Source organism: Paenibacillus oenotherae, assembly GCF_019443105.1.
Classification (GTDB): Bacteria; Bacillota; Bacilli; order Paenibacillales; family Paenibacillaceae; genus Paenibacillus_Z; species Paenibacillus_Z oenotherae.
Genome location: NZ_JAHZIJ010000004.1, coordinates 155,949 through 174,267 on the forward strand (window position 1 = coordinate 155,949; position 18,319 = coordinate 174,267).

18 protein-coding genes are annotated in these 18,319 nt (G+C 46.3%); 4 read left to right on the forward strand and 14 right to left on the reverse strand.

From position 1 onward, the window contains the following. Nucleotides 1-44 precede the first annotated feature (44 nt). Nucleotides 45-596 (reverse strand): methylated-DNA--[protein]-cysteine S-methyltransferase, encoded by a 552-nt coding sequence (locus K0T92_RS08525; RefSeq protein WP_219872028.1) that lies wholly within the window; start codon nt 594-596, stop codon nt 45-47. Continuing rightward, on the reverse strand, nt 583-1,164 hold the full coding sequence (locus K0T92_RS08530) for a bifunctional transcriptional activator/DNA repair enzyme AdaA (protein ID WP_219872029.1): 582 nt from the start codon (nt 1,162-1,164) through the stop codon (nt 583-585). Before K0T92_RS08530 ends, K0T92_RS08525 begins: the two co-directional genes overlap by 14 nt. 207 nt (nt 1,165-1,371) lie before the next feature. Between K0T92_RS08530 and K0T92_RS08535 the strand changes: the two genes are divergently transcribed. From K0T92_RS08535 to K0T92_RS08545, 3 genes are all read left to right on the forward strand, one after another. Further along, entirely contained in the window at nt 1,372-1,977 is a 606-nt protein-coding gene (locus K0T92_RS08535) for a TetR/AcrR family transcriptional regulator (protein ID WP_219872030.1), read from the forward strand. 79 nt (nt 1,978-2,056) lie between these two features. Continuing rightward, complete coding sequence (locus tag K0T92_RS08540; RefSeq protein WP_219872031.1) at nt 2,057-3,751, forward strand: MFS transporter; 1,695 nt, start codon at nt 2,057-2,059, stop codon at nt 3,749-3,751. Between the two features lie 79 nt (nt 3,752-3,830). Further along, nucleotides 3,831-4,862, forward strand: coding sequence for an MBL fold metallo-hydrolase (locus K0T92_RS08545; protein WP_219872032.1), 1,032 nt, complete (start codon nt 3,831-3,833; stop codon nt 4,860-4,862). A 65-nt stretch (nt 4,863-4,927) separates the two neighbouring features. Here the strand turns inward: K0T92_RS08545 and K0T92_RS08550 are convergent, their stop codons facing one another. The 5 genes from K0T92_RS08550 to K0T92_RS08570 all read right to left on the reverse strand — a co-directional run bounded on the left by K0T92_RS08550 (nt 4,928) and on the right by K0T92_RS08570 (nt 8,411). Then, nucleotides 4,928-5,581 carry a M48 family metallopeptidase gene (locus tag K0T92_RS08550; protein ID WP_219872033.1) on the reverse strand — a complete coding sequence of 218 codons (654 nt, stop codon included), beginning with the start codon at nt 5,579-5,581 and terminating at the stop codon, nt 4,928-4,930. After that, complete coding sequence (locus tag K0T92_RS08555) at nt 5,578-6,054, reverse strand: GNAT family N-acetyltransferase (RefSeq protein ID WP_219872034.1); 477 nt, start codon at nt 6,052-6,054, stop codon at nt 5,578-5,580. The genes K0T92_RS08550 and K0T92_RS08555 overlap by 4 nt, the downstream gene beginning before the upstream one ends. 66 nt (nt 6,055-6,120) lie before the next feature. Next, on the reverse strand, nt 6,121-7,137 hold the full coding sequence (locus tag K0T92_RS08560) for a type II TA system antitoxin MqsA family protein (protein WP_219872035.1): 1,017 nt from the start codon (nt 7,135-7,137) through the stop codon (nt 6,121-6,123). A gap of 81 nt (nt 7,138-7,218) precedes the next feature. Beyond that, nucleotides 7,219-7,542, reverse strand: a complete 324-nt coding sequence (locus K0T92_RS08565; RefSeq protein ID WP_219872036.1) for a hypothetical protein — start codon at nt 7,540-7,542, stop codon at nt 7,219-7,221. Between the two features lie 509 nt (nt 7,543-8,051). Continuing rightward, a complete protein-coding gene (locus K0T92_RS08570; RefSeq protein ID WP_219872037.1) occupies nt 8,052-8,411 on the reverse strand; it encodes a winged helix-turn-helix transcriptional regulator in 360 nt (119 codons plus the stop codon). Between the two features lie 224 nt (nt 8,412-8,635). On the opposite strand from K0T92_RS08570, the gene K0T92_RS08575 reads away from it, so the two are divergent. Next, nucleotides 8,636-9,169: an NAD(P)H-dependent oxidoreductase gene (locus tag K0T92_RS08575; protein WP_219872038.1), complete on the forward strand. Its 534-nt coding sequence runs from the start codon at nt 8,636-8,638 to the stop codon at nt 9,167-9,169. Between the two features lie 197 nt (nt 9,170-9,366). On the opposite strand, the gene K0T92_RS08580 is transcribed toward K0T92_RS08575, so the two are convergent. The 7 genes from K0T92_RS08580 to lacZ all read right to left on the reverse strand — a co-directional run bounded on the left by K0T92_RS08580 (nt 9,367) and on the right by lacZ (nt 18,319). Next, nucleotides 9,367-9,705 (reverse strand): type II toxin-antitoxin system PemK/MazF family toxin, encoded by a 339-nt coding sequence (locus tag K0T92_RS08580; protein WP_219872039.1) that lies wholly within the window; start codon nt 9,703-9,705, stop codon nt 9,367-9,369. Then, nucleotides 9,698-9,895, reverse strand: a complete 198-nt coding sequence (locus K0T92_RS08585) for a DUF2281 domain-containing protein (protein ID WP_219872040.1) — start codon at nt 9,893-9,895, stop codon at nt 9,698-9,700. Before K0T92_RS08585 ends, K0T92_RS08580 begins: the two co-directional genes overlap by 8 nt. 276 nt (nt 9,896-10,171) lie before the next feature. Beyond that, on the reverse strand, nt 10,172-12,229 hold the full coding sequence (locus K0T92_RS08590; RefSeq protein WP_219872041.1) for a beta-galactosidase: 2,058 nt from the start codon (nt 12,227-12,229) through the stop codon (nt 10,172-10,174). Nucleotides 12,230-12,259: 30 nt separating this feature from the next. After that, nucleotides 12,260-13,408: a galactonate dehydratase gene (gene dgoD, locus K0T92_RS08595; protein ID WP_219872042.1), complete on the reverse strand. Its 1,149-nt coding sequence runs from the start codon at nt 13,406-13,408 to the stop codon at nt 12,260-12,262. Between the two features lie 29 nt (nt 13,409-13,437). Continuing rightward, entirely contained in the window at nt 13,438-14,454 is a 1,017-nt protein-coding gene (locus K0T92_RS08600; protein WP_219872043.1) for a 2-dehydro-3-deoxygalactonokinase, read from the reverse strand. Between the two features lie 18 nt (nt 14,455-14,472). Continuing rightward, entirely contained in the window at nt 14,473-15,126 is a 654-nt protein-coding gene (locus K0T92_RS08605; protein ID WP_219872044.1) for a bifunctional 4-hydroxy-2-oxoglutarate aldolase/2-dehydro-3-deoxy-phosphogluconate aldolase, read from the reverse strand. A gap of 28 nt (nt 15,127-15,154) precedes the next feature. Continuing rightward, entirely contained in the window at nt 15,155-18,319 is a 3,165-nt protein-coding gene (lacZ, locus tag K0T92_RS08610; RefSeq protein WP_219872045.1) for a beta-galactosidase, LacZ type, read from the reverse strand.

Below are 18,319 nucleotides of genomic sequence, written 5' to 3' on the forward strand. Positions count from 1 at the left end.
ACTTTTCGGGACAATCCCTTCGGTCTACACGATGGCTCAGCCGCTCAAAACCGGAATCGTTGATGACCAACGGCCTCCATATGAGTGATCCCCTCCAGCGCAAGGAGCTCTTTCTTCATTTGGAGTCCCCCTCGAAACCCTGTCAACGTCCCATTGGAGCCGACAACCCGATGACAGGGTAAAATAATCGGCAGCAGATTGCGCCCAACCGCTGTACCTACCGCTCGAACCGCTGACGGCTTGCCAATTGTATTCGCTAGCTGCGTATACGTCCATGTTTCTCCATGTGGGATCTGGCTTAACGCCATCCATACGCTTTGTTGAAACGGTGTTCCTTCTAGATCCAGAGGAACTCCCTCGAAGCTGACGGGCCGCCCTGCAAAATACTGCTCCAGCAAGTCTATGATGCCAAATTCAACGAACAGGCCGCGATCCTCGATCTGCCCTTCATTGTGAGTGATCGCTTGCTCCAGCCCAGCCAGCGATGCAAGATGAGGCGGATAGATCAGCTGGCTCATTCCGTGCCTACTGGCTATAAGCGTCCATGGCTGATCAAAGCCCCTTACCGTATAGCGATATTTCTTATTGACTGTCATAAGAATCCACTCCTCTCGCTCCATTCCGATACTCCGTAGGAGAAATACCCATTCTCCGGCCAAACCAGGTCGTGAAATGAGACGGGCCGTTGTAGCCCACAGACATCCCAATCTCCGCGATGGTGGCATCGGACTCCAGTAATCGCCTCTGTGCATGCTTCAGGCGGACACGCTCGGTTTGTTCCGCAGGTGAATGTCCTGTCACTTGCTTGTAAATTCGCTGCAGATGATAAGGGCTTATTGCAAGTGAAGCCGCCAACGTTGCCAAAGTCAGCTTCTCGTTATACCGGTCCTCAATCATCGCATCCACCTGAGCAGCCAAGGCCGCATCCGGCCGAAGCGCTCCGTTCGCTTCAGGCTTGCATCGCTTGCAGGGCCGAAAGCCTGCGCGAAGCGCAGCTTCCAGCGAGTGGTAGAACGTCACATTGGTTGCATGAGGGGTTCTGGCCCGACAAGTAGGCCGACAGACAATCTTCGTTGTCCTTACCCCCGTATAATACACACCTTCATAGGTTGGTTCCCGCTTAACCACGGATTCGTAGACCAGGTCAAACAACTTTTGATCCATACGCTCACCTCGCTCATACAAGTATAAGCCATTCTTTACTCCGGTTGCATGAATCCTGAATAGGATAGCAATATATCGACAGCGAACAGACTACAGGATGGTACTTCCTTCCGTAAGATGATTGACATATATTTTTTAGAATGATATTGACCGACGGTCGGTCGTTGAGTTATAATTTTAAAAAATTGGAAAGAGATGTGATAATCGGTGGTCAGGACACGTGACGAAGGGTTTAACGAAATTATACAAACGGCCGAACGTCTGTTTTTGGAAAAAGGCTTCGAAAAAACAACGGTTCAGGATATCGTGCTACGAATGGGCATTGCAAAAGGAACGTTTTATCATTATTTCAAATCGAAAGATGAGTTAGTGGATCACCTGCTTCAGCGTTATTCTGATCGCCTTATTCACGAACTGGAAATGACTGCGCGTAACAGTCAAATAGATGCACTTCATAAATTGGAACAGATGGCCAAATCTTTTATTTATTTTGAAGGTTGGAATAGCGACCTCATGCGATACATCCATCAAAATGAAAGTTTAGTGCTGAATCATTTGTTCGAAACTCGATGTAATAGCGAAATTAAGCCACTTGTACAATCTGTTATCGAAGAAGGTGTTGAGGCCGGTTTGTTCAATGTGGAATTTCCAAAGCAAACCGCTTTTATGATCGTAGCGGTATTTGACTGTATTTTTGACGAAGACTGTTTACGATCGGGTATTTTTGATCCAGAGGTTCTTGCTGCGATGGAAGATTTTTTAAATCGATTACTAGGGGCGAAACAAAAATTCAATCTATCAAAGGATGAATGACAGTGGTTACAGGCAACTGAGACTGCAGGACAACAATGTTTGCAAAACAAGAATATGATAGAGATGGAGACGGTGGCGAGTGAACAATTTGAGTAGGGGTAGAACAATACTCATCTTTATTGGAATTATTTTAGGGTATTTTATCGCACTGCTGGATACAACGATTGTAAATATTGCATTGCCGAAAACGGCTGAATATTTTAATCGTGATGTGAGTGATATTAGTTGGATCGTGAATGGATACAATATAGCATTTGCAGTATTGATGTTAACGGCTTCGCGCATAGCGGATCAATTTGGTCGCAAAAAACTTTTTCTCATCGGACTAATTTTGTTTACGTTAACTTCTTTTTTGTGCGGAATGGCTTCAACACTTGATTTACTCATATTGTTTCGTGTGTTGCAAGGCTTAAGTGCGGCCATTATTGTACCTGTCACCATTCCGCTTGCCATTCAGCTTTTTCCGAAAGAAAAACATGGCGCTGTTCTAGGGATCTGGGGAGCAATAGCAGGCGTGGCTAGTGCAAGTGGGCCAGCACTAGGAGGAATTTTGACCGAGTACTTCAATTGGCAGTCTGTATATTTCGTAAATCTTCCAATTGCTATCGTTTCGTTTATCGTTTCTTACTTATTAATAAAAGAGTCTTACGACAAAACCGCTAGCAAAAACATGGATATTGCAGGAATGTTAACGATTTCAGCCGCCATTTTTTGCTTCACATTAGGATTAATAGTGACATCGGATTATGGTTGGAGTTCCTTCTACGTCTTATCGTTATTCGCAGGATCATTATTGTCACTTCTATTGTTTATCGTTGTTGAAAGAAGATCAAAAGATCCGATGCTCCCCTTGTCATTGATGCGTATTTCAACCTTTAACGCTTCTTCCGCTGGACTATTTTTTACTTCGATTGGAACGGCTGCTGGAAGTTTTTTAATCGCCTTTTACTTAACGAGTTTACGTGATATGTCTGTGCTTGAAGCGGGAATGACGATCATTGCAAGCTCTTTGACTGCAACGGTATTTTCGGTAGTTTCCGGACCGATGTCTGAAAAAATAGGCGGCCGCTTTTTGGCAAGTATCGGTTTGACCATTATCACTGTATCGGTTTATTTATTTGGCAGCCTGGATGCGGATTCGTCTCGCTTTGACGTGATGTGGCGACTTTCTCTGTTAGGTGCAGGGCTTGGTATATCGGTTGTGCCGCTTTTTGGTTCAGCTGTTAACAACATTCCTGCCGACAAGCTCGGGATTGTTTCAGGAGTTAGCAATGTGGCTCGTACACTCGGGATGGTAGTCGGTGTCGCTTTATTAGCTACGATGCTGAGCAGTAATATGAAGAACGAACTTTCAACGGCTCGTGACAAAGTTATACAAACGGTTCAAGCTTCCACACTTGATACGTCTATGAAAGACGGAATGATTACAAGTATCCAATCAATGAACAATGAATCGCTACAAGAAGGAAACGCCCAGCAAAAGATGACATTAGAGAAAGTGTTGGAACAGGTCGATCAACGTGAAAAGGAAGCATTACTTCAAGCACCAAGTCAAATGCAGGAAACTAAAGCAGCTTTTGATCATAATCGAGAACAGATTAAACAGTTGTGGCCAAGTATCCATGCTGAAATACGATCGTATATGGCAAAGGGATTTAGCTCAACTTTTCATTTTGTTAGCTTCTTACTTATTCCAGGCATTATCATCGCTCTCTTCTCGGATCGACGAAGGCCAAAGGTCAAAGGTGAAACCAAGGCTGTCCTTTCACATTAAATTAGGGCTGAAAGTCGTTAAAAGTTTATTCAAAGCTCGCGTTCACCGACGCGCAAATGAATGGGAGGAGAGTAAACAGATGGATGATTGGAATCGATCCAGGCGAGCCAAGAACGGCAAATTCCAGAACGAAATCCCAGTGATCGTGAAATTTAGTGCAGGAGACATTGTATCCATGCTTCGCGAATTCCTATCCGCTAAGACTCAGAGAAGGCCGAAGCAGCCGCTTCCTATCGTCCCCCTTCAGCGTGGCACGCTAAGCGACAGAAAAGACAAGATCTTTTGGTTCGGACATTCGGCGTCCTTGCTGCAGATTGGAGGCAAAACGATCCTGCTTGATCCGATGTTTGGCAAGAACCCGTCGCCGCTTCCTTTCTCCCGCAATCGCAGATTCAGCGTCAAGCTGCCAATTACAATAGAGGAACTTCCTCCGATCGATATCGTTGTTCTGTCTCACGATCACTACGATCATCTGGATTCTTCCTCTATCCGCAAGCTTATTCAAAAAACGGGCACTTTCCTCGTTCCGCTCGGAGTCGGTAAGCGAATCTGGAAAAGAGGAGCGTCGCCCGATACCGTCATCGAGCTCGACTGGGGAGAAGAACGGATCATTCAGGGCATTCGCTTCACTTGCACGCCGGCGAGACATTTCTCGGGAAGAGGGCTGTTCGATCAGGATACCACCCTATGGTGCTCGTGGGTAATCAAGACAGAGAAGAGAAGTCTCTTCTACAGTGGGGACGGGGGTTACGGTCCTCACTTTAAGCGAATAGGTCGTAAGCACGGACCGTTCGAACTGGCCTTTATGGAATGCGGGCAATATATGGAATGCGGGCGATATGACAAGCGGTGGAGCGGCGTGCATATGCTTCCGGAGGAGACGGTACAAGCTCATCGTGACATCCAGGGAGGCGTTCTGCTGCCCGTACACTGGGGTGGGTTCGCTTTGGCGCTGCATGATTGGAACGACCCTGTAAGAAGGTTATCGGCCGCAGCCGAAGAGCAGAGCATCCCATACCATATACCTAGAATCGGCGAAGCGGTCTATCTGGATCAGATTCCGCTCTCTCCACAGCGGGATGTTTGGTGGAAGGATATGGGAATGAAATAGAATAAGGATTCCATTTGCGGCCGATGCTCCCGAACAACAACTCCCTCCAACTCAGAACCGACATTCTAAAGAGTCATCGCATTCCCATATCTCTCTAGAAACGCCTGCTTTTCCTTATAATCCGGCATCATACTGCCCACACGCCTCCAGAATGACCGGTCATGATTCATATGAAGCAGATGGCAGAGCTCATGAATAATTACATAATCGATCACTTCAATCGGTGCCATGGCCAGGCGATAATTGAAGGTTAATTTTTTATCCGAGCTGCAGCTGCCCCACTTGGTTATCGATTCTACGATCTCAATGGTTTTGGGCTTTACCTTCAGCTGCATTTGATAGAGCTGTATTCGTTCTCCTACAATCTTCTTGCAGCTTGAGAAATAGAACTTCTTGAGATTTCTTCTAAGCTCCTCTTCATTCAATCCGTTCGTCTCTATTAATTCATGAAGGAGATGCTCTTGCCCGAGATGAAGAAACTTTCCATTCTCATGATACTCTCTTATTCCGGAGGTTTTCCGAGCCTCCGCCATGCGCTGGGAGTTGTCCAGTATCCATCTCCCATGCTGCTCCACTACGGCTTTAATCGTCTCTTCGCTTGTAGCATTAGGAACTTGAACGGTTATGAGCCCCGAAGGGTCAATTCCGATCGAGATTTTCTTCCTGCTGCCATATTGAACATGGACATCGATGATGTTATTTTCAAACTCAAATTTCATGGATAGGACATCCAAATCGTATCTCCCACGACCTCAAAGCCCTGCTTGTACCAAAAGTTCCGTGATTTATCCAATGTGTATACGTACATTTTTTTATTCGGATATTTCGCTTTAAGCCAGTTTATAAAGTAAGCGGCATAGCCCTTCCCTTCATGCTCTTTCAAGACATCCAATACTTCAATAAATACAAAATCCGTTTCGTTCTTAATTGCAATATAAAAGTCCTTTTCCAGATACTTCTCATCCGCGTGAAAATAATCCTTCTCCGCCTTATGAATTAACGGTTTCCCATTATCGTACTCCCAGACCACGCCATACCCGACCATTGCGCCTTCAGCTTCAATGATATAGATCTCTTCTGGTATGTCCGATTTGTCCTTCTTGCTCAATTCCGCTGCATGATAAGCAGATTGTATTTCGCCTAACTGAGTCTGTATATCCTGATCAAATGGTTTTGCAATAATTGTTGGCATTTTTTGTCTCCCTTTTCGAATGGCCGCTTAAATCAATCTGTTAAGAATTCGAAGGCTGCAATAAATCTAATGGAGCTCTCGCAATTCTTGGGCATATCTATAACTAATCGGTTGTTTGTCTACTGTTTCTAACCATCCCATTTCATTATGTGCATATTCACTAATTTTCCGGGAACCATAATCTCTAAAATGTGCTTCAATTTCCCGCATTGTCTCTAATTCATCATCAGAGAAAATGGTTGAATCAAACGGCTCAGAAGCTTTAATCAGCATCATAGTCCAACCTTCGTCATTCGTGCGTTCATCAACTTCAATCACATTCATATGTTGTAAATGAGCTAAAGCGATCTCGTGATTTTTGGGGACCGGACCGTATGGATATTTAACATAAGTTGCACCTGTTATTGATACCGTTTGTCGTTTGAAATACAAAAAATCACTATACCACATCAATTTCATAAGCTTTGTTTTCAACACACCATTTGTTGTAAAATATAAAATCATATGAATGAACTTTTCTAAGGAAAAATCACTATAGCCAGCCAAATCCGTTATTTCATGAGGTTTATAAATAGATTCAATAATTTGTTCATCTGTTTGAAATGATTGTTCAGCGATTGTCCAAGCATCAAGTGATGCTTCCGCCATTTTTAATTCCCTACTAGATAGTGAACCTTTATTTCTGCTGAAAAATTCCAATATAATATGTGGATGTTGCTGCAGCCGCTTATAAAGCTCTAAATGGGTCGCTTGCGGCAAACTCCCAGATTCATATCTAGTTACACTCGCAGGCCCAATATTCAACAACTTAGCAAAGGGCCTAACCCCCAATTTATATTGCTGCCTCACGTTCTGAATCTCTAGTGATGTCATACCATACTTTTCGGTATAAATTCGCGCTACATTAGCCATTGTCTCGGTTTCCAACTCTTCCACATCAATCAATGAACCACAATTGTTACAAAAAGCTATCCTTCGTTCAAGCTCAATATCCTGCCCCCTAAATCTAAATACCTGAAGTTCTTTTTTCACGGTATAAGTATGCTCTGCATGACAAGATTCACAATAGTTCATTGTTGTCATTACTATCCCCTCCTACTATAGGTCGGAATTTATATAAAATTGAGGACGAGGCTTCCGAGAAACCCCGTCTTCCTATGTATTTTAATTTTGTGTATATCCTTCAGGATGAAACGAGATGCACATACACAGGTTTTGATCTATGGTTAACTTTATGTATGCGATTTGCCCATTAAGCTCTTTCCTAAAGAACCAGACCAACTCTTCGGATCCTCTACGATCCAACTCAGGCGGCTTATATTGATCACTAGGCTTCAACTTCATGATCTCCCGCCACGCTCCCTTTCTGTCTTCGATACCTAAATCAAAAAGTGCTTGGACGGTGTCATAATCGTTCCGCTTGGAAAAATAAGTGCGTCCGCTAGAAATGAGTGCTTTCGCTTGCCGTAAAAATTCCGCCGTCGTCATCTATATGGTTCACCCCCTACAAATAAATTATACTATCCTCGTCATTGAAGTGCAATCAATTGATTACATTTTAACGACGCGGATAGTGCCTAAGCGACTCAATCCTCTTTCAATCTGTAGGATTCATCTCACATACAGCATGCATCAACTCGAACTTCTTGTTCATCCTTACGTCCAACCATAAAAAAAGCCAACCAGCCACTGGTTGACCTCATAATACAAAGGAAACTCGGATACGACCTCGGCCGACACTTCCGAATACGACGGCTTCTGACCGCTGTTGATCAAGAACGATTTGATGGATTAGGCTGAACCTCTTCATAATGCTCATGCACAAATTTATAAAACAACGATTTCACCTGTAGATGGTCCAGCCCCTTCTCTTGCTGCCACAGTCGATCCATCCTGCGCAAGCTGTCATACAAGGAAAACGGCTCCGTAGGCACCACATGGTACGATGTTTGAAACGGACGCACTTCATCTGCCAACTGCTGAAGCTTATGTCAAACTTAAGTGTGACTTGTTCCCTCCAGCAAGACGATATCTTCTCCTTGTTGCTGCCTCATCTTAATATTTTCTTTCCCCCAAGAACACATAACATCAACGATATTGTTGGCTGTAACTCCATATTCCGTGAGGGTATATTCGACTTTGGGCGGCATCTGCTGGTAGACATATCTTCTTACGAGTCCATCCCTCTCAAGCTCGCGAAGCTGCTGGATGAGAACCTTTTGTGAAATGCCCTGAATATTGCGCTTCAATTCGCTTGTTCTCTTGGCACCGGACATCAATACGCATATGATCAGCGATTTCCACTTGCCGCCGATGATTTCAAGTGTTGCCTCTATGCCCAGATGATATTGTTTCATCGACTAACACCTCGTCTATGCCATTCTTATAAAGTCGGCTAAAATTTTATTGTTTCATAACTTTTATTTCGAGTCCAGTACGCACTTTGAGGTAACCATCTTACTTTATTGTGTGTATTTTCTTTTTTTCAAACCTGCCAGATAATGATGGTATTCAATAAAAATGAGTCGAGGCACTTTGAAGATACATTCTTGAATAGGGGCCTGAGAAGGGAATTTTCATCATGAAAACACTCGTAATTGTGGCACATCCGAACCTTGAGGTTTCAAGAGTCAACCAGCGATGGAAAGAAGAATTACTGCAATATCCGAACGATATTACAATTCATGAGATTTACAAAGAGTATCCTGACTGGAGCATTGATGTTCCCCGAGAGCAGAATCGATTAGAAGCGTATAACCATGTTATTTTGCAATTCCCGCTGTATTGGTACAGCTATCCGCCTCTATTGAAAAAGTGGTTTGACGATGTTTTTGCCTACGGATGGGCTTATGGATCAAAGGGTGACAAGCTTAAAGGGAAAATGCTAGGTCTGGCCATGTCCATCGGCGATAAAAAAGAAAATTATTCGCCAGAGGGCTCTGTTTCTTTTACTGTGGATGAAGTGATTACACCCTTCAAAGCCAGTATAGGCCATGTAGGCGCAGTGGCATTGCCCTATTTTGCTGTCTTCGGCGCTTCATTTCAAGCTAGCGATGAGGAAATCAATCACAGTGCAAACGAATATATCAACTATATTTTTAAGTATCAACAGTAATCGGGTTCTTCCGTGCCAGATGCGTAAGATCATTGACAAAGTGAGCTCGCCTTCGAATCGGCGTTCGATTTTGGGTTCAATGTTGGCAACTTACTTCTTCATACGGTTTCCCTCCATTCCGTTGTCTGAAAAAAGGCATGAAAAAAGACCGCTCAAGTGAACGGTCCGCATGTTTTCCAGAAGTCTCGTTGATCCGACTAATCAGTTAGCAATTCATTTATCTTTTCCTTAACCTGGCTTACAATCGTTTGATTGACTCGGCCGAATTTTTTGACCACGATTTGCTTGGACAACGTATAAATCTTATCTGCCCTTATACCTGAATCAACCTTCAATTGCCCTTGTTCCAAATCGTTGGTGGTTAAATGGATGAGATATGTGCGATCCGATAAGTTGGAAGTAATGCCCGCTACCAGGATATCCTGTTGAGACCCGTTATACGCGGAATTGGATAAAACAAGTACCGGGCGTTGCTTAGTGGATGACAGATCGCTGAACGGGAAAGGAATAAGTAAAATATCGCCTTGCTCATACATGATTCCAAACCTCGTCATCAATTGGGTTGTTCCAGAATTCGGTGCTCGAAGCACTTGCTTTTTCAAGATCACGGAAGGATTCACGTTCCCGCTTCATCTTTAAATAACCTATAAAATCAAGTACTTCAGCCGCATCCTGTTCAGGTATCGTATCAATTAACTTTTTTATCTCTTCTTTGTTCGCGCTCAAAACAATCGACCGCCTTTCCTTGTAAACCTTATACATACTATTATACCATGACTGGTGGCGTTCAGACATATGCGACGATATCGTCTTCGATAAAAATAGGTTGCTATCGCCGCGCACGTTGCCTCGTGTCGAGCCATTCCATGACTTCTTTAAAAGGAGGTTCTCCTGGCCCGGCCTCCTCGCAGCCCTAAAAAAAAGAACTGTCGCAATGACAGTCCTAAGAATAAGCTTTCCATATTAGTCCGGATTCCGTAATTACTAAGTCCCCGTCTCCCTTTAACCGCTTGCTGTCTCTACAATGATAACTCCATAAGGCTCAAGCATGATCGTCCCATCGTACCGTTGTTGAGTCAGAATATCCTCTACCTGGTGTTTGAACGTAATCTCCGCTGAATCACTGCTGAAATTAAGCAGGAATAAGAACTTCCGATCCCCGGATTGGCGTATGCTGACCTCCACTTCCTTCGGAACGGTACAATGCTCTTGAATCGGAGAATGTATCCCTAACCTCGCGATCATTTCATAGATCACATATTGGTTAAATGATGCTCCGTAATACCACGCAAACCCATTGCCGACTTTATTTCTGGTCAGCGCAGGCTTCCCCTTGTAATACTTTGAAGAATACTCCGCCACAACCTCTGCCGAAGGGGATTCTAGACGAATCACCTCATTAAATAAATCGGCGGTATAAGCGTCCTGCCCACCGCTAAAATGAATTAGTGTCGCTTCATCGGAAGGAATCACATGCGTGAAATCTTCCACTGATATGCCGCATAGCTCAGCAACTGGACCAGGAGACAGCCGCATATTGCAATGGCCGAACTTATTTTTGTAGCCTGTACGGCATCCGAAAATAACCGTCCCGCCCCGCTGCACATATTGCTTCATTAACTCAGCCGTTTCCTCTGTCATAATAGCAGGATGCGGATACACGAGGACCTCGTATTTCAGCATTTCCTCCAAAGCAATCCCCGAATGGAGATACAGGAAATCGGTTGGAATGTGCGAATATTGCAGCGCCTTGAACCATTCCAGCGCACTTTGCTTGTCCATCGGACCATGCCAATTGTCCAGCTCTCCATCCCATTCATTGTCATAATCTCTGACGATCGCAATCTTCGCCGCATACCGGGTTCCGGCAATTTTGCCACCGATTCTTGCGCATTCCGCTCCAACCTGTTGAAGCTCCTCGATCCGTCGGTTCGATTGATTGTGAGGATCATTAATGCCGAACCAATACATCTCTGTGCCAACCGTTGCCGTTCTCCAGCGAAAATACGATATCAAATCGGCGCCATGCGCGATCGACTGATACGTCCATAATCTGAGCTGTCCTGGCCGGGGCGACGGAACCCCTACCCGATTCACCCATCCGCCGGGGCCCGCTTGCTGTTCCATGACACAGAAATTAGGCGAGACGGACCGAACAGCCGATAGATTCATGCTCCACTTTCTGTCCAGCAACGGCTTATCACCTGGCTCGGGGCGCACTGTCGAGAACAAAGGATAGGAATCATAGGACAAGAAGTCCAATGCCTCTCCTGTAAGCTCATGATAGTTCAAATGGCCAAAAAGCGTGTTCGTCGTTACCCATTGATTATGGACAACCTCGCGCACAATATCAGACTGCAATTTGGCGAACGAGATCGTGTTGTCAGATATGAACCGCTTCTCATCCAATGCCTGATGCGGATTCGGCGAATGGGATGCCGTCGGACGCAGCAGATGCACCTGCTCCCAATCCGTATAGGTTTGGCTCCAAAAAGTCGCACCCCATGCGTGGTTTAACTGGTCTAGCGTACCGTACTTCTTCTTCAGCCATTCTCTGAATGCCCGATGATCCGCATCCGCGTAGAAAACGTTGACCTCGCAGTTCAGCTCATTATCGATCTGCCAGCCGATAATCGCAGGATGATCCTTATAATTTTCCGCCAGTTTTCTTGTAATGACGGAACATAATTCCCGGTACTTCGTACTGCTGTAATTATAGTGCCGGCGTCCCCCATGCTGATAAGTGATTCCGTCATGGCTCGCATTCAACGCCTCCGGGTAACGCTGAGTCAGCCAGGCAGGCGGCGTAGCTGTCGGCGTCCCCATGATGACCTGCAATCCGAACTTGGCGGCAAGATTCACGGCTCTGTCAAACAGGCTAAAGTCAAAAACGCCCTCTTCCGGCTCCATGAGCGACCATCCGAACTCACCGATCCGTATAATAGAGATGCCTATATCGCGCATTCTTCGAAAATCGTCCGGCCACAGGGATTCATCCCAATGTTCAGGGTAATAGCAAACACCTAATCTTAATTCATTCAATGTTAATGATTTAGACATTCGGCAGTACCTCCCCCAGCAATACGAACCCTACCACTCCGCGATCGATCCGTCACGATGGCGCCAAACCGGATTTTTCCAGTTGTGGCCGACTTTCGCTCTTTCCCGCACATAATCCTCGTCAATCTCAATCCCCAGACCCGGGCCTTTTGGAATTTTCACATAGCCGTCGTTATATTCGAACACACTTCGATCCTTAATATAATCGAGAATATCATTGCCGGCATTGTAATGAATGCCAAGACTCTGCTCCTGGATAAACGCATTATGCGAGGTCGCATCCACCTGCAAGCAGGCGGCAAGGGCAATCGGGCCAAGAGGGCAATGCGGAGCCAGCGCTATATCGTACGCTTCCGCCATCGAGGCAATTTTTTTCACTTCCGTTATCCCTCCAGCATGGGACACATCGGGTTGAATAATATCAACATAACCGTCAGCCAGCAGGGATTTGAAATCCCATCGGGAGAACATTCTTTCCCCTGTGGCAATCGGAATATGCGTGCTGTTCGCAATATCTCTTAGCGCCTCATTATTCTCAGGGAGAACAGGCTCCTCAATGAACATGGGGCGGTACGGCTCCAGCTCCTTGGCCAGAATTTTGGCCATGGGCTTATGCACTCTTCCGTGAAAATCAATCCCGATCCCGATTCCTTTGCCGACTGCTTCGCGAACGGTTGCGATTCGTTCGACAACCTGGTCGATTTTTTCATACGAATCCACATACTGCAATTCCTCGGTGCCATTCATCTTAACCGCTGTAAATCCGGCATTGACAACATCTTTGGCTGCCTGTCCGACATCAGCCGGACGGTCGCCTCCAATCCAGGAATAGACACGGATCGAATCGCGGCAAGCGCCGCCCATTAATTCATGGACCGGGGCTTGATGATACTTCCCTTTAATATCCCACAGCGCCTGGTCAATGCCCGCAATGGCGCTCATCAGGATCGCGCCGCCCCGGTAAAATCCTGAACGATACATCATATTCCAATGATCCTCGATATGAAGCGGATCTTTCCCATGGAGCGATTGCATCAGCTCTTCAACCGCAGCCTTGACTGTATGCGCCTTGCCTTCAATGACAGGCTCTCCCCATCCGACAATGCCTTCACTCGTTTCGATTTTCAGAAACAGCCATCTGGGAGGTACTGTAAACAGCTCATAACCGGTAATTTTCATTCTCATATCCACCTCTGCATAGCCATTGATTATTGTATCCGATTCGCCATCTGACCCATTTTCAAATTGCCGATTTCAACCGCGCCGATGATCGTACACATGGCCACCTGTTCATCCGTCGCTTCCATTACATTGGGATACTGCAAATAGTTAAGAATATGTGTAAAAGACCCGCGTAAAGGATTATTGCCTCCAACGACAATCCAATCCGGCTTCATCTCGTTGTACAAGGACTGGAAGGAACGGATATCGGAGGCCAGTACGGCGCCGACAAAAAAGTTAGCCCGCTGATTGAGATCCATTTTCTCGAATAATTGCAGCAGCCGAAGCTGATATAAAGCACGCGCCAGGCCATTTCTTTGGCTGGAATGAAACCCTTGGATTAACGCATTCGTATCCGTTGTCTCGATAAGCTCTTTCGTTATCGAGTCTGATAGAATCGTATCCTTCTGAATCGCGTACAGCATTTCTCCGCTTAATGTGGACAGGCAGGACAATATTTCACTGTCATCCGTCATCACATATTTCGTATGCGAGCCTGGCAGGATCATAATTCCCTTGCGTGACAAGTCAAGCTGACGGATTAATCCGAAGGTCTCGACCTCTTCGCCCCGCATCACATCCAGCTTGTCCAGCTCCTCGCCAAACGATAATTGCGGTTCGGGAGAAAAGGAGTTTTTCATGCCAGGGATAAAAATGCACGGGATGTTAAGAAACTCCGGCAGCCGCTGCACCACCGAGCCAGTTGAAAAATCATCCTTTTGACATGGCCCCGTCACATGAGGAACCTGTACGATACCAAGATTAGAAGTAATCATCCCGGCAGCCGCGATATAAGCAATATCCTTCGGCTCGCAATTGTTGCGACGGATGATCTCTTCTATTCCGCTGGATAATTCCCGCTTCAACTCGTCTGCTGATCCGTGGATTGCTGTATTCTTCACTCCGACATTTTTCTTGACCAGATCAATAATTGAATATGCGGAGTCTTCTACTAGATAAATTCTGGTGTTCGTTGTTCCCGCATCAATGGTTATAATATACATAGTTACCACCGCTCATATTCAAAGTGTGTCCGATGTTTCACGGTTAAATTGGTCGACAATACCGACAAGCTGTCTGGCGCGGCTTTCAATTTCAACAAAATTGCCTTCCTTAATAAGCTGATCGTTCACTAAAGTCGAACCCATTCCCAGCGCTAAGCTCCCGGCCTCCAAATATTGCTTGGCATTATCTGCTGTAATCCCTCCCATAGGGACGATCTCCACATGCGGCAAAGGGGCTAATATATCCTTCAAATATTTCGGCCCTAATGAGCTGATCGGGAAAATCTTCACCGCTTTGGCGCCATATTCATACGCCGTTATAATCTCTGTCGGTGTCAGTACACCGGGGATAAAAGGAATATTGTAACGATTCGCCATCCCAATCGCCTCTTTATTCAACACCGGCGACAACAGGAAGGAAGCGCCCGCCATAATCGCCGACCGGGTAGTTTCCGCATCCAGAACCGTTCCGACCCCAATTAAGGCATCGGGATAATTTTGTTTGATTGTCTCCATATGCTTCAGAGCATTCGGCGTGTTCATCGTAATTTCAATGACCTTCACACCGCCGCTGTACAGGCTCGCCACAACCTCTGCAATATGCTCTTCGGATTGAACTCTGATCGCCGAAATAATTTTGTGCTGTCGTATAATATCCAGTACGGTCGTCATCTGTATCTCTCCTATCCTTCGCATCGCATCATTCGCGAGTGGTCTGTTTCATTAATTCAAAGGGAGAAGTGAACCGATTGGAGTAAGGCTTCCAGCGCATCGCAAATTCGAAATTTCCACTCTCCAGCTTATATTGATCCAGCACGTCGGGGCCGCAGCTGGACGAGCCTAGTCCATGCTGCCGATGATCCAGATGGACCGTAATGAACTCCTGCTTGATCAGATCATAGGTATGCTTCGCTTGATCCAGGTTCTCCATGGTGTAATAGCTCGCGCCAAAATCCAGCTTCGGCTGCCCGATTACGACAAAGCCCTGTCCATGTGGATTGGTGAAAGAAACCCATCTCACATCATGGCGGTTGCCGTTCTCCTGAGGATAAACATATGGCGTGTGCAGCTCGTCCGCTTTTTTCAACCACAGGCCAACAGGATTGGCTTCCTTGCTGTCAGCATAAGATTCTCCCGGACCACATCCATACCAGGCCACTTCATCGAATGTCTTGGGAATTTCCAGCTTGAGCCCGATTCTCGGGAATGTCGCAGGAGGTGTTCCCTGGATTTCTCCCTTCACTTCAATGAACAGGTCTCCGCTCGAATAAACCGTGTACGTATAGGTGACCGCAATTCCCCATTTGAGAATTGGAGGAGCAACTCGCGTCATGACTCGTATCTCAACAGCATTGTTGTCATCGGAGAGCGTATGCTCAACCCGGTCAATCCGATGCTGCAGCCAGTGCAGGCCATATTCCTTCCACTCCACAATCGAAGGAATTTCCTTCCAATGCTCTTGCGCCCACAAATCATTATCAATGGAAGCTCTCCACAGGTTGAGTCGAGGACCTTGCTCGATCAGATTGTCGCCCTGATAGATCCATTCCTGCAGCTTTCCATCATGCTTGTTCATCGTTAAGCTGAAATCCTCGCCCTCAACCATCAAGCGATCTTCATCATCTTTCACCTTCAACGGCTGACAGCTTGTGAATGAGAGCTTCGTTTCTTCGCTTTTGACGACAGGCAATTCCAGCTGCGCCCAAGCAATTTCGAATCCGGCCTTAGCCCATGCGGTATCCGCTGCCAAGGTGAACCTGACGTTCAGCCAGCCATCGTTTCCCTTACATTGGCTCATATCGACCGGCAAGGAAATAACCTTGCTCTCTCTTGGCTTCACATCGGGATTCGTGATGATGCCGCCGTCTATCACTTTGCCCTCAGACATGATCGACCAGCTCGCATGCAGATGCGCAAGAGAGCGGAAATCATAATGGTTCGTTATCGCAATCTTGCCTTCTCTTAGATCGACCGCGCTTACTTTGACCGGTTCTATTACCTTCTTATATTCCATAAGTGCAGGTGAAGGCGTGCGGTTCGACATAACAAGGCCATCAATGACGAAGTTGGAATCATTCGGCGAATCGCCGAAATCTCCGCCATAGGCAAAGAATTCCTGACCGTCATCAGTCAATTGGCGAATCCCGTGATCCATCCATTCCCATACAAAGCCGCCCTGCAATCGGTCGTATTGATAGATCGTTTCCCAGTATTCCTTCAGGCTTCCGGGGCCGTTCCCCATCGCATGGGCATATTCGCACAGAATATGCGGCTTCGTTAAATCCGTTCTTCTCCCCAGCTGTGCAAGCACATCAATCGCGGTATACATCGTCGTGAAGACATCCGATGCTTCCGGCTCGCGCTTCGGATCGTAGAAGCTCTCTTCCCGCAGAATGACTCTGCATTCTCCTTCGTAATGAGTGAGTCTGGTCGGATCATACTCCCTTGTCCAATCCGCGATAGCCTTTAAATTCTCGCCATATCCCGACTCATTGCCAAGCGACCACATAATAATGGACGGGTGGTTTTTGTCCCGGTGGACCATTCGCTGCATCCTGTCCATATAGGCGTCTTTCCACGCGGGGTCATCACTGATTTCGCTGATGTTTCCCGTCAGCACAAACCCGTGGCATTCGATGTCCGCTTCATCTATCACATAAAGTCCGTACTCGTCGCACAGGTCATAGAACCTTGGATCATTCGGATAATGAGCCGTTCGAACCGCATTAATGTTATGCTGCTTCATCAATTGGATGTCTGCAATCATCCACTCCAGCGGGACAGCTCTCCCCAGATCAGGATGATGCTCATGACGATTGACGCCTTTTAGCTTGATCGCCGCTCCATTCACTAACAACAGACCGTCCTTCAGTTCCACACAGCGGAACCCGACTCGAATCGGCACCACTTCAATGACTTGATTGTTCCGGTCCTTTAATGTCACTAATAATTTATATAAATAAGGGTGCTCAGCCGACCATTTATTCGGACGTGTTACCGTCATCTCTGCCATCATCAAGCGCTGATTGACATGGCCAGACCATACATCCCCACCGTTTTCAACTCTCACAGGCTGATTCTCGGAATCTAGAAGCTGCAGCTCTAGCTGTATACCTGAATCAAGCGCATCCTCGCCAATCTCAATGGCGGTCGCCACTTCGATCGCTGCATGCTCATAGTTCTCATCCAGCTTTGTTTGGACAAACACATCTTGAATATGAACGTTCGGCAGTGCCAACAAATAAACATCCCGGAAGATCCCGCTTAACCACCACATGTCCTGATCTTCCAGGTAACTTCCATCCGACCATTGGTAGACTCGAACAGCGATTCTATTGCTGCCTTCACGAAGGAAAGGCGTAATATCAAACTCTGAAGGCATACGGCTGCCTTGACTGTAGCCGACTTCCTGTCCATTAATCCAAACATGAAAAGCGCTGTCTACGCCTTCGAACCGCAATACGATCTTCCTGTCCAGCCAATCGCCCGGCACAAAAAATGTTCTGCTGTAGCAACCGGTCGGATTCCCACTCGGCACCTTCGGAGGATCCACCGGGAATGGATACGCCTGGTTCGTATAATGCGGCTTGCCATATCCATGCATTTGCCAGGAAGACGGGACGGCCAATTCATCCCAATCGCTGTCATCATAAGACTCGGCGTAAAACGCTCTGGAAGCTGCATTCTCACTATCTGAATAATGAAACTTCCATGTGCCGTTTAATAGTTTTACAAAGCTGGAGCTGCCTCTTGCCATTGATAACGCACTCGCTTTATCTGAATAAGGAATAAAATACGCCCGATCCTGCAACCGATTCCGTTGAAGGACATTCAGATTGTCCCAATCCCTGGTAGCCAATGTCAT

What these genes read in the sequence shown, in the direction of transcription:
- K0T92_RS08525 (WP_219872028.1), bottom strand. Translation starts at nt 596, where the DNA reads ATGACAGTCAATAAGAAATATCGCTATACGGTAAGGGGCTTTGATCAG.
- K0T92_RS08530 (WP_219872029.1), bottom strand. Translation starts at nt 1,164, where the DNA reads ATGGATCAAAAGTTGTTTGACCTGGTCTACGAATCCGTGGTTAAGCGG.
- K0T92_RS08545 (WP_219872032.1), top strand. Translation starts at nt 3,831, where the DNA reads ATGGATGATTGGAATCGATCCAGGCGAGCCAAGAACGGCAAATTCCAG.
- K0T92_RS08550 (WP_219872033.1), bottom strand. Translation starts at nt 5,581, where the DNA reads ATGAAATTTGAGTTTGAAAATAACATCATCGATGTCCATGTTCAATAT.
- K0T92_RS08555 (WP_219872034.1), bottom strand. Translation starts at nt 6,054, where the DNA reads ATGCCAACAATTATTGCAAAACCATTTGATCAGGATATACAGACTCAG.
- K0T92_RS08560 (WP_219872035.1), bottom strand. Translation starts at nt 7,137, where the DNA reads ATGACAACAATGAACTATTGTGAATCTTGTCATGCAGAGCATACTTAT.
- K0T92_RS08565 (WP_219872036.1), bottom strand. Translation starts at nt 7,542, where the DNA reads ATGACGACGGCGGAATTTTTACGGCAAGCGAAAGCACTCATTTCTAGC.
- K0T92_RS08570 (WP_219872037.1), bottom strand. Translation starts at nt 8,411, where the DNA reads ATGAAACAATATCATCTGGGCATAGAGGCAACACTTGAAATCATCGGC.
- K0T92_RS08575 (WP_219872038.1), top strand. Translation starts at nt 8,636, where the DNA reads ATGAAAACACTCGTAATTGTGGCACATCCGAACCTTGAGGTTTCAAGA.
- K0T92_RS08580 (WP_219872039.1), bottom strand. Translation starts at nt 9,705, where the DNA reads ATGTATGAGCAAGGCGATATTTTACTTATTCCTTTCCCGTTCAGCGAT.
- K0T92_RS08590 (WP_219872041.1), bottom strand. Translation starts at nt 12,229, where the DNA reads ATGTCTAAATCATTAACATTGAATGAATTAAGATTAGGTGTTTGCTAT.
- dgoD (WP_219872042.1), bottom strand. Translation starts at nt 13,408, where the DNA reads ATGAAAATTACCGGTTATGAGCTGTTTACAGTACCTCCCAGATGGCTG.
- K0T92_RS08600 (WP_219872043.1), bottom strand. Translation starts at nt 14,454, where the DNA reads ATGTATATTATAACCATTGATGCGGGAACAACGAACACCAGAATTTAT.
- K0T92_RS08605 (WP_219872044.1), bottom strand. Translation starts at nt 15,126, where the DNA reads ATGACGACCGTACTGGATATTATACGACAGCACAAAATTATTTCGGCG.
- lacZ (WP_219872045.1), bottom strand. Translation starts at nt 18,319, where the DNA reads ATGACATTGGCTACCAGGGATTGGGACAATCTGAATGTCCTTCAACGG.